Genomic DNA, 18,471 nt, shown 5'->3' on the forward strand with positions numbered 1-18,471 from the left:
GTTATTATGTATCTATTTATTGATGATATTGAAAAACCTACTAAAGATGAATTTATATTTTAAGCAAAGAATCTTTCTATTAGTGCTAACTGTGATTTTTGTTCAGTCGGCACCTGCCCAGCACTTATCCGCCCAGCTCAACAGTGTTATTCTTAATACGCAGCAAGGGCACATCCTTCAACTTCCCGGTTTTCTAACTGAAAAACTGCCGTCAATTGACTATCAAAAAGTTGTTCTGCCCGGCCCTCAATATATTATTTCCGACGATCCGGAATATATACGTGTGCCGGAAATTATAGCTGTAAAAGAAGCAGTACAGCCAGGTTCAGTGAGGTTGTATGTTTACAATGTTAATGGGATTAAAGAGCCCGGGAAGATTGACCGCAAGATCACTGCCGTTATTAAAAATACAGGCACTGGAAACATGCATATGCGCATGTTGAGGTATTCTTCACAACCCCCGACTACCAATTATTTTCTGGCAGGGAAGAATGGATTGCGCGATTATTTTTTGTCGAAACCTGATGAGAAGTCCAGGTTGGTGAAGCCCGGAGCAATTATTCCTATTGATGAAAAATTAGAGCGCCAGTTGGTGAAATATGATGAGCTTGTGCATGGATTCTACGAATTTGTAATTGACCAGCCGGCGGAAATCAGCATACTGCAAACCAGCCCGGAAACACCCGGGCCAAAGGCGGCTGCCCGTATCACGGAGGTAGCATCTTCAAGGCACACAAATGCCGGCCGCGGCCTGTTTGGCGTAAGTAATTATTTAATTATTGCGAAGGATACCTTAGATACAAACAATGGTCCGGTTAATCTCATAGTTGCTGACGGCAAATCCGATCCGTGGGTGATCGGGAAAGACGCAAGTACAGGCGGTTTGGCTAAGTTGGCAGGAAATTATGGGGTGATGTATAACATAGAGATGAAATGGAAAAGCACAAACGGTAAGGGATTAGCTCTGGTGACCTGGAATGCAAGGGCAGGCGACAATAAATGGTGTGGTGGCATGGCTAATACTATTATTATCAGCAAAGGTAAATTTAAAGAGGGCGTGGTGCAGCTGCCTGCCAATGAACTGCTTACAAAAGCTGCACCTGAAGCTGTGCTTGTGCAAATATTTCCACCGGGAAAGCAAGGAGAAATACAAACCATACATATGACTTATTCACCACCGGGTGCATCTTGCCTGCCCACACCATTTGTTTTTATACCTGTTGATATGAAATAGGAATTTGGTGCAATTGCATAATTGTTTTTGTGAGGATATGTCAAAAGTAAAAATGAAAGCGTTGAGAATCGCTTAGACAACAACTTCCTCCACCGCTTATCAAATAAAAGAGGCTGCCCCGGACTTTGAGATAGCCACTTTTTAAATTCACTTTGCATGCATTATTCTTGGTGGTTATGAAGTATAAAAGGCTTGGCGCCAGGTAAACAGACTAAACCATACTTTGCAGCAGCCTGTAGCAATACCATTCCTGTCTGGGCAGATGAAAGGGTCCTTTGAACAGGTTGCCTTTGGCGGTTTGTGCTATACTTCCGTCGCGGTGCAGGTAGCCAAACCATTCGCCATTTTCTTTATCATGAAAATGCTTGTATGCGTAATTGTGGATCTGCTCATGCATGAATTTATATTTCTCGTTCCCCGTAAGGGTATATGCCAGTAAGGTCGCAATGATCGCTTCGTTTTGCGGCCACCAGAATTTCATATCCTGCCAGTATTCCTGTACAGGTTTGCCATATACATCTCTGTAATATATAATACCTCCGTACTCTTGATCCCATCCGCGTTCCCACATATAATCCAGCATCCTTAAGCCTAAAGATATCAGCTGCTCATCATGGTTCCTGCATTTTGCCTCGTGCAGGATAAACCATGCTCCCTCAATGGCATGTCCCGGGTTAAGGGTGCGCTGGTCAATGTGGTCTATAATGGCCCCGTCGGGAGCTACCTGCTCCATTACACAACGTATATCGTCTTTTACGAAATAAGTTTCTATCTCCTTTATCCATTTGCCTATCCATTCATCGCATCGCGGATCGCCGATAGTATCTCTTAACTGTTGTGCAGTGTTGAGCATGATCATAGGCGCCCCGATACCTCTTACGGGCCTGGTATCTGTAAATTTTGGCGGCAGCTTTTTTTCTCCATTGATATAAGCCAGGCAATTCCCGAAAACTTCTCTGGCCTTTGCAGCATATTTTTCATCGCCGGAAGCCTGGGCATACGCCGCAAGTGCAATCACTGCAAAGGTTTCTGAAAAATAGTATCTGCGCTTTCTGATAGGTTTTCCATCGCGCGTTACGTGAAAAAACATTTGCCCGTCGGCATCAAAACAATGATTGAGCAGGAAGTCTACACCGCTCTTTGCGCCTGTAAGCCATTCTTGTTTTTTTTCAACAGTATTGTACAGTGTAGCTAACAACCAGCTAGCCCGCCCCTGGATCCATACAGCTTTATCGTCATCTATTAAGGAGCCATCTGCATCGCGCATCAGCAAAAAACCGCCATACTCTTCATCAATGCTGCGCGGGAACCAGAACGGCACGGTATCGTTGAGTAGCTGATCCCTGTAAAATTCTTTCAGTTTTTTTAAATATTGTATATCCATAGTATGTAAGTATAAATTTTTGTTTGATTGTTATTACATGCATCCAGTTTTTCTATGAATTTCTCATTTGAATATGCCCCTATTTGCAATCAATCATTTTCGGCCGTAAGCATAACAACTGGATGATCAGCGCTAAGGCTACAATTGCAGCTAAAACAGCAAAGCCGGAGCCTAAATCCCCGTCATCAGTGAATATTCCTAAAACCTGTGTAACTGCCGCGCCTGCAAATACACCTACCATATTCATAAAACCATAAGCAGTAGCCCTTAGGTTTGGCGGTACGAACTGGCAGAGTATGGGCATGTTGTTTGCATCGAACATGCCAAAACCAATACCGAACAACACTGCTGCGCCCACAACCGATACAAACGTATCTCCGTAGCCTAAAAGTATTAAAGAGGGAATGGTCAGCGCCAGGCCAATGGCGCCGGTGTATACCCGGCCTCGTAAATTTTTCATAACCCATTTGTCGGATAAAATACCTCCTGCTATAACGCCGGCAAAGGAAGAAACTGCAATAGTTATTGTAGACATCGGCCCTGCTTCAGACATAGGTATGCTGAGGCTTTCTGCAAATAATGTAGGCAGCCAGTTTTTAGTAGCCCAACCCGGAAGGCTTGGCGCGGCAAAGTAAAAAAGTATTACCCAGAAAGCAATCATAGAGAAAAGCATGCTCAGGCCTTTTATGAAGGGTATTTTGTCCGGCGCAGTTCCTGCTGGTGTAGATGCCGGCTGAGTTGCAGTTTTCTTTTCCCGCAGGAAAAATATTAATACGGCAGCGTATACAATGCCGGCAATGCCAAACCAGTGAAAGGCTGTATGCCATGTGTAGTTAGCTGCCACAGTTGCACCAAACCCGCCTAATGCCTGGCCGGTATACAAACCTGTCATGTGTATGCCTACTGCAAGCGAGCGCGTTTTACCGGTGTGATAGTCTGCGATCATTGCCAGGCCGGCAGGAATATACAAAGCTTCACTTACACCCATTAATGCCCGCAGCCACAGCAATTGATTGTAGCTGGTGGCCATGCCCATACCATAAGTAACCATGCTCCACACAAACAAGCTGGCTACGATCAGCCATTTCCTGTTTACTCTATCGGCAATACTGCCTGCAACAGGACTCATAAAACCATATATGTACAGGAATATAGCCATTAAGAAACCGAAGGCTTCGGCAGACTGCAGTTCTGCAATGTCTGTCTGCATAGCATCCTTCATAGTACTGAGCATTTGCCTGTCCATATAATTGAGCAATGCTACCATCCACAATAAACCTACCACTACCCAGGGGTAATATTTTTTATTTTGCATTGTGCTGCTGTTTTTCTAATTGTATTCTTATTATTTTAGGGCTTCTTACACCCGGGCGTATTTCGCCGCTGCAAATAAACAGGTCTTTTCCCCATGGCACAGCGCTGGTGGTAACCTGCGCTGCATAAGGCATTCCGGCAATTTTGCTCCATGCGTTATTTTGTATGTTGTATAACAAAACATCGGTGCTAAATCCCTGGTGATGCAGTATCAATTGATTTTTCTCTGCAAGCAGCTGAGCCTTCTGATTATCAGATGCCGTATGCGCCATTTGGTACAAGTAATTTTCTATGCGGTGAAATACATCTCCTTTATCTCCTCCAGCGAGCATAATGTTTTCATCACCGATATTGAAAGCCGCTGTTGCCGTAAACGGAGTATTGTAGTTGCCATCGGAAATATTTGCCGCGTTATACCATTTGTTTTTATCTAAATCAAAATAATAAACACTGCTGTGCAGCCGGCTTATTCCTGCCGGGCTTTTGGTGCGCCCGCCGATCAGGAATAGCTTTTTTTTCACCGCCACCAGCGCAGCATTTGCCAGGGGTACAGGTATATCCGGCAATCTCTGCCACTCAGGTTTTTTGGCAGTAATATTTATATAAAAAAATTTACCGGAAGAATTTACCGCTTCATCGCCGCCGGCTATATACACAATGTTGCCGACAGACGCAACCCCGGCAGCCGTTACCGCGGCCGGCAGATCCGGCAGTGAGGCTTTTTCTACCTGCTGTGTACGTTTATTCCAGCTAAGAACATAAGCTTTGGAAGAAATGCCTTTTTCATTTTCGCCGCCTATATACACAATGCCACCGGGCGTAGCGGTATGGCCTGCATAGGCTATAGGTTCGGCAAGCTTGGTTTTATTTTTTTTATTCCAATAAAAAGAATCATTTATTCTTTCAAGGATAAATATGCTGTCTGAAAAATGTTTTTTGCCCCCCTGGAACGGAAGCTTGTCAGGAAAGTTTGCTCCTCCGGCTATGATCAGTGCATCGTTAGACACGCCGCCTACCATACCTGCAAAACCAAGAGCGGCGCTGCTTCCATTCATCAATTCGGCTGCTACAGACCAGTGTAGCACTACATCAACCGGAGCTTGTGCTTTTAAATTTTTACCTATCATAATAACCTGAAGAAGTATAAAAATGTATTTAAAATTCATAACATGTATCTTTATAGTTTGATACAATTTCAAAATTTATTGACTCATACGTGGTAGATGGTCATGCATATGCCGTTGAGTTTACTGCGCTATACAGCGCTAATAAACTACGGTACTGGCATTTGCTTCATTTCAATAAAAAATATTTACCTGGAACAGAAAGACTCAAAATTCAAAGCGTGCACGTCTTTCCTGAATGCTTCGAATTGTTCATCGCTCATATTTCTAACAGGCAATCTGAATCCGCCGCAATCAATGCCAACCAGCTTCATATAAGCTTTTCCTGTAGCAATACCTCCATATTTGCCCAAAAGCCTTATCATATCTATAGATAGTTGTTGCAGGTCGCGTGCTTTTAGTAGATCGCCGTCTTTAAATGCCTGCTGCATATCGTTGTACAAAGGAGCGGCATAATTGTATGTACTGCCTACTGCTCCAAAGGCGCCTAAGGCAAGTGCAGACAACATGTTCTCATCTCTGCCCCAAAGCATATCATACCTTCCATTATCTACATACATGCAAGAGAGGAAGTCCATAAAATCTTCATGTGTATACTTAATGCCCGCAAAGTTAGGAATAGCGCCGTTTACAGCATTTAGCAAATCATACATAGCTATATGGCAGCCTGTAAGTACCGGGATATGGTAATAATAAAAGGCTGTATCAGGCGCGGCAGCAGCTACTTCGGCGCAACATTCGGCCAGCGCCTGTGCCGAGCCCGGTTTAAAATAAAAAGGCGCCGTAAACGAAACTGCATACAAGCCTGTTTCCTGTGTATGCTTAGCCATTTCCTTACAATCGGCCAACGAAGTACCGCCTACGAGATTGATCACTTTAAAATCTTTATCGTTCCTGGTAGCTGCCGCCCACGCTTCTGCCACTTTCTTTTTTTCTTCTTTTGTTTGCGAAACCCCCTCTCCGGTTGAGCCGTTGATAAAAGCGCCTATTACTTTGTTCCTTTTTAAAAGCGCATAATACTGTGGTATCACGGATAGATTCAGCTCACCGTCCTTATTCATTGGTGTGAAAGGCGCTGCAATTAAGCCTTCCAGTTTTTCATTTTTCATTTATTCATATTTAGCCTGCTCAATTCTCCAACAGAAATAAGAAAGCAGTAAAAAAAACTTATTATTTCAAAATATCATCCACAGGAATGCGCATGAAGTATATATATCTTACGCCTTCGTATAAGATGCCAATCGTTTTATCATCGATCGGGGTCATACACGAATATCCGAACTGTTCTCTTTCGTCCAGCAATAGCTGATCGGCGGGATTCCAGCTTTCTGCCAGATCGCGGCTGGCTTTAATAGTCATATCTACACGCTTATAAGAATGAGCAGGGTTGCTGAAAAATACAATGTCTTTTTTTGTGCCGTTTATGTTCACATTTGCTTTGATAATACTTGCCATACAAACCGGATCTTTTAAAACCGAGTAGGATGTTGCATGTTCTTTCCAGGTTTTGCCCATGTCGGCAGTAGTGGCTACGCTGCGGAATTTACCCCTGTTGTCGCGCATGGAAATCATAATAGTTCCCGGTGTAGTTTCTATCACTTGTGCTTCGGTAGTATTTGACTTGGCCCCAACACCTGCCTGCCATGTTTTGCCATGATCTTTTGAATAAACAATGGTAGACCAGGGCAGTTTATTTTCATCCCAGTACTGCGCAGCAAATACAATAGTCCCGTCCTGCATAGCGATTCCGTTTCCGGGGCCGTTGAAAAATATTTTCCATTTAGGATCTTTGATGTGGGGTGTAATGCTATAGGGCTTGCTCCAGGTGTTGCCATCGTCTTTACTGGACACCAATACAAACTGGCCTGTAGAATCAGGAGATATGCCGCCTAAAGAACCATGGATAGAGCGATTGCCTTTGCTCCACAAGGCGGCTGTCCATAAGGTTTTGGTTGCCGGATCGAATAATACAGCAGGATCGCCAACCCCGTTGTTTTTATGCGGCTCACCCATATCCATGATCTTTTGCATGGGCAGCCATGTGCGGCCTCCATCAGTACTTTTATTCATGCCCACATCAATATTGGCGGGCAGGTCACCGGAATGTTCGTATCGGATATCATACACGGCTATTAAAGCGCCGGTATTAGTATGTATTAAACCAGGTATGCGGTAGGAGTGCGAGTTATCATCCATAGGTTTTCTAAGTGCAATACCTAATCTTCTCACCACATCTCCCTGCTCTGAAAAATTGATGTGCCGATTGCCGGAAGTTTTTATTTTATGTACTTTTAGCATCACTTTATCGTCTATGCCGGCATCATCTTTCAGCACAACGCTTATCCAGTAATTGCTTTTACCTGTTACGGGCATACCATCTAATTTTAAGGAAGCATTTTTACCGGTTGGCACAAGGGAGGTTACCAATACATTGGCTGAGAATTTAGCTGATGTATCAGTACTATATAAGTCGATCCGTGCAAAATTCTTTACTGCCGCATCGTTTAGCAGCAATTCAATCTGGTTTAACTGTATGCTTTCCGCGGCGGCCATATGAATATGCGCCACGAGATTATGGGTTTCCCTTGTAAATATGGGCGCTTTGATATTTTTTACTGAAGCTTGTGCCATGGAGCTGTCCAGAGGTTTGTAAGTAGCATTACAAGCTATAAGCAACATGTTTAATATGATGGCAAGCTGAAATTTTTTTTTGTTTATCATGATAAAAAAAGCTGATGGTTAAAAATAGCACAAAGGTTGCCCATAAAAAAGCAACCTTTGTTTTTTATTCAAAAATTATGTGCCTGGATAGCCCGGGTTTTGTTCGAGAGTTTCATCCTGGTTAAGTGTGCTCCTGTCTATCGGTAATAAGAGTTTGTGTTTTTCAGTAGCTTCGTTTAGCACACCCACCAAAGGTAAGTCTGTTCTAAATGCTAAAGGCTTTCCATTTGCATCCTGCATTCTTCTAAGATCATACCAGCGTTTCCCTTCTCCTACCAGCTCTTTTGTTCTTTCCCAGAAAATGGCAAGTTCATTTTGTTCAAACGTGCCGTTTACAAATTCCTGTCCGGCAGGAATGGCTCCTCCGAAAGCTCTTTTTCTTACAATATTCACTTCATTGCCTGGATCTTGTCCTTGTTTGTTTTTGATTTCTGCTAAAAGAAGATATGCTTCTGCCAGCCTGTAAACAGGCACATCGTCGGAAAAACTTCTGTTGTTGTTTACCACAGTTCCAATAAATTTTTTCATGAGAATGTATCCATTGGCGTTACTAACAGGTTTTTTGTAGATGGGGAAGAAGGTAAGGTCGGCTCTTTGGTCGCCGGAAGCGTATTGTTTGTACAAATTGTAGGTGTATTCGTAACGCAGTATAGATCCTCCGCCTGCGATATTCAGCGGGTCGCCTGAAAAAGCAACGCCGTTTTTATCTACAAAACTTCCCATTGCATCAGCTTGCGCGTAAAGAAATTGACCAAAATTGTTTGTTGCCTCACCCTGTAGGTATCTAAGGGCAAAGATGATTTCACTATTGCCTTTTTTGTTATAGTTAAACACATCTGCAAAAGAGGGTTGCAGGCTATATCTTGGTATTACGTCTTCCACCGCGGACCTTGCTGTGGCTAAATCCGCTACTGTATTTGCGGGTGCTGCATTATCCATATTTACCTTTGCCGTCCACAGATACACTTCTGTCTTGAGCATTTGCGTCGCGGCCAGGCTCCATTGGCCTTTATTTGCCTTGGTGGTATAATCCCCATTGAAGTTGGTGATTGATTTATCAATGTCCGATTTAATTAAATCAAAAGTCTCTTTTTCGGTTTTGCTTCTTGGTACGAAAGCTTCTGTTTGTGATTTCGGCGTATTGACAACCACCGTTGGCTGTATAACCAAAGGAACTCTTCCATATGCGCGCGCTAACTGAAAATAATAAAACGCTCGTAAACCATAGGCCTGTCCGAGATAATAGCTTTTTTGGGCATCCAGTAAAAAGCTCGCATTATTTTCAACCTGATAAATGAAATTGTTTACCTGCACTAAGGCTCGGTAAAGTTGCCCCCATGATGATACGCCGGGATTTGATTCCCTTAGATCCTGTGTGATATAAGAACCGGAGTTTAAAGAAGAAGTGCCTGTTGCGCCGGTGCCTGTCTTCAGCAGGCCGCCTCTCATTTCGCCAAAAATATAAAAGGTAAACTGGTAGTCTCTTAGTTGTGCATGCAGGCCGGTCATAGCTCCGTCTACTTGCGCAGCATTTTTCCAGAAGTTGCCGCTTGCATAATAATCTTCGGGCGCCAGATCAAGTTTACCGCAACTGCTAACCTCAAATAAACTGATCAGGATGAGACTGTATATGAATATTTTTTTCATAAGATTTATTTTAAGTATTAAAATTTGAATTGGAAGGATAAAACAAATATTCTGGGTAAGGGATAGCCCGCTTCTCCTGCACCTCCAGTGCCGATGCTTCCCGACTCAGGAGAAAATAGCGTTGATTTGCTTAAGTATCCCAGATTCTGGCCGGTAAGGCTTATCTGCACACCCTGGCTTTTAATTCTTTCAGCATATTTTAAGGGTAAACTGTACATTAAGCTAATTTCTCTGAATGAAAGATAGTCTCCTCTGCTGTAAAACATGCTGCTCGGCCTGTCAACATTTCTTTTATACAACTGATCTGCCCAATAATAGGTAGGATATTTTGCATTGACATTTTCAGGAGTATAGGTGTCGAACACTTCAGAAATGGTATTGAAGGAGCCCTGCATATTGCCCATAAACCAAGCCCGCGGACCGTCATATGCCCAGAAGCCCAGTGCATAGTCCATGCGTGCAGATAAAGAAAATGCTTTGTAAGACGCGAACACAGAAAAGCCACCTGTCCAGCGCGGGATTGTACTTCCAATATACTGCCGGTCTCTAAAGTCAATCGTATCGTTGTTGTCCAAATCTTTCCACATTATATCTCCTAAAGCGATTGGAAAATAGGTTTTGTCCTTTTCAGCCTGAGTCAATGTATTGTAAATGGCAGGAGAAACCAGCTTTCTGTACCCTTCCAGGTCTACACGTTTAGCATGTTTATCTAAGTCTGCCTGGGTTCTGTAAAGATTTTCTGCAACAAAGGCGTAAGCTACACTTGGATTTTGCCCTTCCTGAAAACCTCCTACCCATATTATTTTTCCAGATGACGGATCATAAACCTGAAAGCCGCCTTGCCTGTTATTGGGCAACCCGTTGTAAGGAAGTTTAAGAATTTTATTGTAATTGTACGCGCCATTCAGGTTAACGGTAACTCTCCAGTCCTGATTTTGTAAAGCACGGTAGTTTATATTAAATTCCACCCCTTGGTTTTGCAGGCTTCCATTATTGGTGGTAAGACTTGTAAAGCCGGAGGTAGCAGGGAGAGTAAGGGAAGAAATTTTATCAGTAGTAATTCGGTTATAATAAACTGTTGACAAATCTATTTTACGAATAAAGGTAGCATCAAAGCCGAACTCAAATGTTGATGATCTTTCCCAAAGCAGATTTGGAAAAGGCAATCCGGTAAGCAGATATCCAATGTTAGAATTGTATTTATTGGTGCCATAAGAACCCTGAAGACTATACCGACCGATACCTGAAACGTTACCATTTTGTCCATAGCTACCTTTTAGCTTCAATTGATTGATAGTACCTGCGAGATTTTCAAAAAATTTCTCACGATGTACGTTCCAGCCTAATGAAATGCCCGGGAAGGTGCCCCAGCGGTTATTGAGCAATTTGGAATATCCGTCTCTTCTTAAGGTAAAAGTCATTAAATACCTGTTATCATAATCATAGTTTAAGCGCCCGAAGAACGACAATATTCTTTCTCTTGAATGATAAGAGTCTATGTCTCTGAACGGCGCCGCATCTTTTATTGTCAATACTAAATCCATGAAGTCGTCCGTTGGCGCTCCTTCGCCTGCAGCAGAGAAGCCTTGGGAATAAATATTGTAGTATTCGGTTCCTGCCATAGCATTTACATTGTGTTTAGACCCCAAAGTGGATGTGTAATTCAGATAGGCGTTGTACAACTGGCTTACTGCTTTATCTGTGCTTGCCGACGACCTCCTGCTCCTGTAATAGCTGCCGGGGCTTCTTAAATAATCTCTGTCAAACGATTCATAATATCCTAAGTCATAATAATAAGTAGCATTGGCTTTCAAATAAAGCTCTTTCAAAAAATCAACTCTTATGCCCTGCACCATTGTAAATTTATCGGTATTATTCCTTCGGATAAAAGCTGAATCTGTTACCTGCGGATTGCCATCCTGATAGTCTCTTCCTACAAGCAGCTCGCCTTTTTCATTTAGGCCGCGCATAGTCGGAGGAGCTCCTAATGACCTTGCCATGTATCTTCCCTCAGTGTTTGTTACCGGGTCTCTCCAGTTAGCGGTTACAAAATTCAAATTCGAATTGGTTGTTAGCCATGGCTTTATTTTGTATTCGCCATTAAGTACAAAAGATAGTCTTTTATAATAAGTATTTATCGGCAAGCCCAGTTCGTGATAATAGCCTACGCCTGCATAATACTTTCCTTTATCATTGCCACCCATAGCGGAAACATTTACGTCATTTGTATTGGCATGATCTCTAAGGGCGGCTTTCTTATAATCAAAAAAATTATAAATGAGTGTGTCCCCATATACAGGATCTATCATTGTTTTCCATCCATCGGCAAGTTTTTTGCGATTATACTGGTCGAGTTTCATTGTACTCCAAACAGCTGAGGCGGTTTGATTGCCATCATAATATGTATTGTTAGTTGGGTTGTAAAACAAATTTCCTGTACCGAAAGGGCTTGCTGCTGTTAGCTGCGACAATCTGCCTGGCTCGTAAATACCCGAAACCTGAATAGCTTTTCTTGACCAATAGATATAATCTTCTGCATTGAGAAAATCATAGGGGTTGTTTATAGTATTGATGCCTCTCTGATATTTTATCTCTATTTCAGAACGGCCTGTTCTACCTTGTTTCGTAGTGATTAAAATCACCCCATTATTAGCGCGCGCTCCGTAAATGGCAGTTGCAGAAGCATCTTTTAGAACTTCAATACTTTCAATATCGTTTTGATTGATGTCGCTCATGCTTCCTCTGATAATACCGTCTACTACTACGAGAGGCGAACCGCTCCCATCGTAATTTGTGCCCCCTCTGAGCACAACCGAAGGCATGGCGCCCGGCCGGCCGGATGTTTGCTGAACCCGTAAGCCGGGTATCGTTCCGGCTAAAGCTGAGGCCGGATTGGCACGAACGCCTGTTTCCAAAACTCTTTCATCTAATTTTGAAACTGAACCGGTGATTTGAGATCTTCTCATTGTACCATAGCCAACCACAACTATTTCATCCATTGCATTATCGCTTAATACAAGAGAAATATTAATTGTGGTATTGTCTCCTACAGTTACCCGTTGCGATTCGTAACCTGTAAAAGACACATTTAATACATCTCCCTTTTCAGCATTGATAGCGTACTTGCCAAAATCATCGGTAAGTGTACCGGTAGTTGGTTTACCAACTATCTGCACCGCCGCACCTTCCAAAGGTTTCTGCCCCTCTCCTGTAACAGTACCCACAACTCTCTGGATTTGCGCATCCGTAAAATATCCCAAACAAAGCATTGCCAATAACAGCAATAGTTTGAGCTTGAAGAATTGTTTCATAATTAATTTTTTTATTTTGATAAATATGTATGACATACCAAATATATCATACATATTCTTATTAACAAAAAATTTTTATAATTTTTTTTATTTTTAAAAACTAATCTTTTATGTTTAACTTGCATTGTGAATTTACTATGAAACAAAATCATGAGTTCCTGGTAGACCAGGTAGAAAAAAGACTGATCAATTATCTTAATAAAAACGACATTAAAATAGGGCAGTCTATACCTAAAGAAATGGAACTCGTTGATATTTTGGGTGTGAGCCGCACTGTGGTAAGGGAAGCTTTGAGCAGGCTGCGAACACAAGGTCTCCTGGAAAGTAAAAGAAGACGGGGAACTATATTGACAAGCCCCGACATTTCTGTTGTATTGGGCAATAGCCTTAATCCAAATGTACTGGACAATAACACGCTGATGGATTATTTTGAGATGCGCCTTTCTCTGGAAATAGGTATGGCAGACCTCATTATGGTAAGAAAAACCAAAAAAGATATCCAGGAGCTGAAGGAAATTATCGGTGAAGAACCAGTCATTACTAATAATATTATTTTTAAAACAGATCACGAGATTAAGTTTCACGGGAAGCTATACAGTATTACACGTAACCAATCTATGATGAAGTTTCAAAAATTATTGTTGCCCATATTTGATTATGTACACAGAAGCGGGTTAATGAAAAAGCCGGTACGGCCGGAAAATTTTGTTTCACATGCAGATATTGTCAACATTATTGAAAACGGAAATGGTGATGATTTGCGCAATGCAATGCGAAAGCACCTCGATACGCATTTTCAGCGCATTTTAGGATAATGGATCGTTCAAAATCCTGGTGACAAATATTTCAAAAGTCATGCAATAACCATTAAGATTGAGCATCTGCAACAACGGGATGAGTATAAAATCTAAAAGATGGTTATTCCATGTGGGAAATGAAAACAAATAAATATACACACATACAATAGAGCGATAAGATTACTGCGTATAAAATCGTGTGATTATTTATAAAGAAAATTCAATGAAGCAAATTCTACTACCTCTCTTCCTGTTTGCATCAATCTGTCTTTCAGCACAGACAAAATATTACGATGCTGCGCAGTTCCCGCTGCTGGGAAAAGTATCACAGGAGACGGAAACGCGCTATGAACGATTGCCTGCAGCTTTAAATGGGAATGCGCGTGCGCCGGTCTGGGCATTGGGGAAAAATACTTCCGGCCTGGCAGTGCGTTTTCGCAGTAATACTACTTCGGTAAGCGCCAAGTGGGAGCTGCTGCAAAACAATCATATGGATCATATGACGGATGTGGGAATCAAAGGCCTCGACCTGTATGCCTGGGAGTCCGGCCGCTGGCAGTTTGTAAATTCAGCACGCCCCACCGGTAAGAGCAATGAAAAACCGATCATCTCCCACATGGCCATGAAAGAAAGGGAATATCTTTTGTTTCTACCACTTTACGATGGCGTTACGAAATTAGAGATCGGTATAGATTCAGCTGCTGTGATCGCGCAGCCGGCGTTGGAATTGCCGCAGTCAAAAAAGGCCGTTGTAGTTTACGGTACAAGCATTACCCAGGGAGGCTGCGCTAACCGGCCGGGGATGTCGTTTACAAATATATTGATGAGGAAACTTAACCGTGAATTTATCAACCTGGGTTTTAGCGGTAATGGAAAGCTTGATTATGAGATTGCAGAGGTAATGGCTAACAAACACGATGCAGGCCTTTTTATACTTGATTTTATACCCAACGTACATGCATCACAGATTAAGGAAAGAACCGGAAGGTTTGTAAACATCATCCGCAGTAAAAATAAAACCACGCCGCTTTTATTTGTGGAGACCATCATGTTTCCTCATGCCGTTTTTGATAAAGCTACTCACGAAGTTCTTACCATAAAAAATAAAGCGCTTTACGAAGAATACTTAAAAGTAAAAAACAGCGGTGACAAAAATGTATACTACCTCTCTGGTAAAAACCTGATCGGCGCTGACGGCGAAGCTACCGTTGATGGCATACACTTAACCGACCTGGGTTATATGCGCATGGCAGATGCACTTTATCCTGTCATAAAAAATATCCTGGAGAAGCGGGCAGTACGGTAAGAAGGCTTTTGTAATAGTGCCAGTCGAGGTTTTCCACAGCTTCATTCCCGCCGCCCAAAGCTTCGCTATATGGTGGAATGCTTACACGTAAAACAATTGTTGTTGCCCCGAACTCTGGTCTTGGCGAGCGAGGTAGGAGCGAAGCACTTGCTCATCCCGGCCTTCTCCTTGATGAGAAGGCCGGATTATAAATGATAATGATGACTTTTTAGACGTTTCTTTGCAAAAACCGCAGCAAGTATTGAAGCGTAAGAAAGGAATCCCATCCTTAGGTACTATCTAAACCATGTGAATAATTGAGAAGCAATAATATCATGGCCTTTTTTATTAGGATGATTTACATGCGACATGTATTTTTTCACTGAACCTTTTTTCTGCATTACTTTTTGGAACTCAGCAAAAGGATCAGCCAGGCCAACATGATATTTTGCAGCCAGCCATCGTATCTGCTCGGCATGTTTTGTAAGAACATTTTCAGGGTCTGTTATATCCTGCCGCTGGTCGGGCGAAGTAGTAACAAGGATTACCTTAATCTGATTTGCAAGCGCTTCTTCTATCATTTTACTCCAGGCAGCTTCGGACCGCTCCAATCCGATGCCCACATCATTTAAGGCGTAATCAATAAAAATCACATCGGGTTTATGAGGCAGTACATCTTTTGCAAAACGTTTCTGACCCTTTTCAGCCCATTCCCCTCCAATAGAAGTTGTAATAATGTTGATAACCGCATAAGGATATTCGGCCTTCAGTTTTTTAAGCAACAGATGAGGGTACGATTCCAGGGTATGTACTTTTGATTTTGACCAATAACCGGTTGGAACGGAATGGCCGTGAAAAACCAAATTTATCGTCCGGTTTTTAGGAAAAACAGCCTTTAATTCTTCTTTAATCTCTGCCAAATAACCTGAGGTTTTGGCTGGCTGTGCCTTAACGCTTAAATAAAGCAAGGCAGCGAACGCTATGAATAATGCTTTTTTCATTTTCTTCGTTTACCAGGAGACTACTAAATCTCCTGTTACATTTTCGACTATATAATTATTTCCAAACTCAGGCTCGCCCTTTTTAAACTGCAGCTTTCCTTCTTTCCAGGGATAGCTGGCATTCAGGTAAAAGTGAATTAAATCCGCTGTTATATTATCATCAGGGAATATTCTTACCACCGCGTTTTTCAGTCCCGAGATATGAAGCCGCCGGGAAATACCCAATTCGCCGGAGTGCATCTCCTTACAGCCGACAATACCACCTTCCTGCTCCACAAAAACGCGTGCCTCCAGATGCCATGCAGTTGGAAAAGAATAAACAGCTTTTTGGTTTTCCAAGCTGGCGTCGTATCCTGTGAATATGGGAGCTCCCTGGGGGAATTTAAAACTATGTTTTACCGTAGTATTTGGTACATAGCCTGAAAAAATAAAGGCATTATTGCTTCTTGCAATTCCTAAAACCGGATTTTTAACCTCCGGCTCCTCTTTTACAACAGCATATTCCAAACCGAACTCCTGAAGCACATAACGCATATACATTGGCCCGGTAAAATATTTTTTGGGATTATCAGGCTGTAGCAGCCGGCCACCGTCAAAATGACTGGAGTTTGTGCCACGTACATATACTATTTTACCGCCATTCCATTCCGGAAGCGCTCTTACATAGACCGCATCCCGGCTTTGTCCGGACTGTTCCATTTTAACAAGCACTTCAGTGTACTGGTCGGCAAGGTCAGCAATTTTTGTCCGCAAACCTCCACCAGAGAAAAGTGCCTGATGATTAATTAAAGAAGGATATTTTTTCTTTAGATTATCCAATTGACAGCTTTCTGAAATCTGAAACTCACCTTCAAGCGGTGCGTCATTTTTCAGGTTTAACAATTTTAAAAAGGCCGGGCCCGCATAATCTGCCGGACCGTAAATAATAAGTTTACCGCCGGAGCTTACATAATCCATCAAGGCCTTTTCATAATCTGAACCGGCATCGGGAACGATGGAAACCAGGATAGACTGGTCAAACAGGTTTTTATTCAGTTTCAAAGCCGACTGCAAAGACTGTGTGGATACCACGGTATTTAACGGGAAGCCGTTATTGATGGCCTGACGGATGAACCAGTCGCCGTAATAAATTTCATCCAGCCGCTTTTGCTGTGCTGCCCAGTCATGGTATTCCTTAAAAGGATAAACCCAAACCAGCGGGCCTGGTGCAGTTGGACTGTCATAACGAGCCTTCAGAATATGTGGAATAACTTCATCAGGAACCTGCGTGGGCATATTACCGAAAGAATCATCAATAGTAAGGAAGTTTAAATGAGTAGGCAGCGTAATTTTTCCATTTTGATCTATCCTTGATACTGACATGGGAAGATAAATATCGTGCGGTTCACGGCCGTAGCGGTCTAACCAGGGGCTGTTTAACCACCAGGGGTCATGCGTATAATACCTGAAAATGTACCGATTGTCAGGCAGTTCCGCCATCCGCGACATATAGCCAATCATTTCCAGGCCGAAATCGCCGTCGAGTGCTGCCCACGGAGAATTTGGAGGAGGCAGGATATTAAAGCCTCCATTATATATTGCCCTTAAATCTACCCCGTCTTTTGCGAGGTCAATCCCTGTAGATAAGTTTGTACCACGGGTTTCTATTCTGAAATCGGGGCATTCTTCTCTGAAAAGCTTCCAAAAGTTTATAATCTTCTCTTTAGTTTCTGCAAGTTTTCCTGTATTAAAGCCCTTACCTGTAAAAATAACACCGGTTGAAGCCCAAGGCTCCATTCCAAAGCCAAAGCCATTGCTGAACCAGATATAATCAAAACCTAAATCTTTTAGAAAATGCTGACTCTGGCGGCCAAAAAAAGTACCAAACGGCGTGCCTTCCGGAATCCCTTTTGGAAAGCCTGCATAGGGTTGTTTATCAGCATGAAGGGTTGCATAGCTGAACACAAAGCTTTTATGTCCCATGGCGCTGCCTTCCAGGATTTCAGGATGCTTTTTGTATTTAAATTCTGATTTGGCAAATTCCGGGCCTGGATCAAATGTTGCCCCAATTCTTATAGGTTTTCCGGTAATAGCCTCGCCGGCTTCTTTCAATGCCTGAATAATAAACTTCAGGTCTTTATAAGTAAAATTGGGTGGGTTTTCTATATAAAGATAAGCCCGTTCGTGTAGTGAAAGTTCTTTCGGCCCAGAACCTATCTCATGTTCTGTGTTCGGGTTACCGATATATTTGGCCCATTCCAGCGGCTGGCTGAGCTTTCCGCTGTAATCCAATATTTCCGAACCATCGGCTGTCCAGAGCATCACTGAAATCGTATCCGCATGGCGCAGCAGTGAATGCCACTGCATAAACATCTCGGCCGCGGTTTTTTCGATATAAGCTTTATCATTCTTTTTAAAAGGCTTCAGGGAAACTTCCAATGTAATATTCTCGAAAGATTTGCCTTTCAGATTCGTTTCAGGAAGCTGGTAAAGTGCAGATTTTGTACCTGCACAGCTGTAGATGATGCTTGCAAAAAATAAAACGGTTAGTCCTTTTAACAGAAGATTCATGTGTTATAAATTAATTAAAGCAATTGAGATGACTTTATTTTAAAAACTATAATTATAGTATGGAGAACAATTTTCACTCAAGATTTAGGTATTCTTCAATATT

General features: G+C 42.4%; 12 protein-coding genes. 3 read left to right on the forward strand and 9 right to left on the reverse strand.

What is annotated here, in order from left to right; all coding sequences use genetic code 11:
• Positions 1–46: 46 nt before the first annotated feature.
• The gene (locus tag OD355_RS09610; RefSeq protein WP_263038255.1) at positions 47–1,234 is read left to right on the forward strand and encodes a copper amine oxidase; all 1,188 of its coding nucleotides are present in this window, start codon (positions 47–49) and stop codon (positions 1,232–1,234) included.
• Between the two features lie 211 nt (positions 1,235–1,445).
• Here the strand turns inward: OD355_RS09610 and OD355_RS09615 are convergent, their stop codons facing one another.
• From OD355_RS09615 to OD355_RS09645, 7 genes are all read right to left on the reverse strand, one after another.
• Entirely contained in the window at positions 1,446–2,618 is a 1,173-nt protein-coding gene (locus tag OD355_RS09615; RefSeq protein ID WP_263038256.1) for an AGE family epimerase/isomerase, read from the reverse strand.
• 79 nt (positions 2,619–2,697) lie between these two features.
• On the reverse strand, positions 2,698–3,933 hold the full coding sequence (locus OD355_RS09620; protein ID WP_263038257.1) for an MFS transporter: 1,236 nt from the start codon (positions 3,931–3,933) through the stop codon (positions 2,698–2,700).
• Positions 3,923–5,098, reverse strand: a complete 1,176-nt coding sequence (locus tag OD355_RS09625) for a Kelch repeat-containing protein (RefSeq protein ID WP_263038258.1) — start codon at positions 5,096–5,098, stop codon at positions 3,923–3,925. The genes OD355_RS09620 and OD355_RS09625 overlap by 11 nt, the downstream gene beginning before the upstream one ends.
• A 146-nt stretch (positions 5,099–5,244) precedes the next feature.
• Positions 5,245–6,165, reverse strand: a complete 921-nt coding sequence (locus OD355_RS09630; protein ID WP_263038259.1) for a dihydrodipicolinate synthase family protein — start codon at positions 6,163–6,165, stop codon at positions 5,245–5,247.
• Between the two features lie 61 nt (positions 6,166–6,226).
• Positions 6,227–7,777, reverse strand: a complete 1,551-nt coding sequence (locus tag OD355_RS09635) for a sialidase family protein (RefSeq protein WP_263038260.1) — start codon at positions 7,775–7,777, stop codon at positions 6,227–6,229.
• A gap of 75 nt (positions 7,778–7,852) precedes the next feature.
• Positions 7,853–9,424, reverse strand: a complete 1,572-nt coding sequence (locus OD355_RS09640; RefSeq protein WP_263038261.1) for a RagB/SusD family nutrient uptake outer membrane protein — start codon at positions 9,422–9,424, stop codon at positions 7,853–7,855.
• Positions 9,425–9,441: 17 nt separating this feature from the next.
• The gene (locus OD355_RS09645) at positions 9,442–12,735 is read right to left on the reverse strand and encodes a SusC/RagA family TonB-linked outer membrane protein (protein ID WP_263038262.1); all 3,294 of its coding nucleotides are present in this window, start codon (positions 12,733–12,735) and stop codon (positions 9,442–9,444) included.
• Positions 12,736–12,845: 110 nt separating this feature from the next.
• Between OD355_RS09645 and OD355_RS09650 the strand changes: the two genes are divergently transcribed.
• Together OD355_RS09650 and OD355_RS09655 are read left to right on the forward strand one after the other, a co-directional pair.
• Entirely contained in the window at positions 12,846–13,550 is a 705-nt protein-coding gene (locus tag OD355_RS09650; RefSeq protein ID WP_263038263.1) for a FadR/GntR family transcriptional regulator, read from the forward strand.
• 205 nt (positions 13,551–13,755) lie between these two features.
• Entirely contained in the window at positions 13,756–14,838 is a 1,083-nt protein-coding gene (locus OD355_RS09655) for an SGNH/GDSL hydrolase family protein (protein WP_263038264.1), read from the forward strand.
• Between the two features lie 275 nt (positions 14,839–15,113).
• Here the strand turns inward: OD355_RS09655 and OD355_RS09660 are convergent, their stop codons facing one another.
• Positions 15,114–15,818 carry an SGNH/GDSL hydrolase family protein gene (locus OD355_RS09660; RefSeq protein ID WP_263038265.1) on the reverse strand — a complete coding sequence of 235 codons (705 nt, stop codon included), beginning with the start codon at positions 15,816–15,818 and terminating at the stop codon, positions 15,114–15,116.
• Between the two features lie 9 nt (positions 15,819–15,827).
• On the reverse strand, positions 15,828–18,368 hold the full coding sequence (locus tag OD355_RS09665; protein WP_263038266.1) for a hypothetical protein: 2,541 nt from the start codon (positions 18,366–18,368) through the stop codon (positions 15,828–15,830).
• Positions 18,369–18,471: the final 103 nt, after the last annotated feature.

Source organism: Haoranjiania flava, assembly GCF_025631005.1.
In the GTDB taxonomy this organism is placed as follows: domain Bacteria; phylum Bacteroidota; class Bacteroidia; order Chitinophagales; family Chitinophagaceae; genus Haoranjiania; species Haoranjiania flava.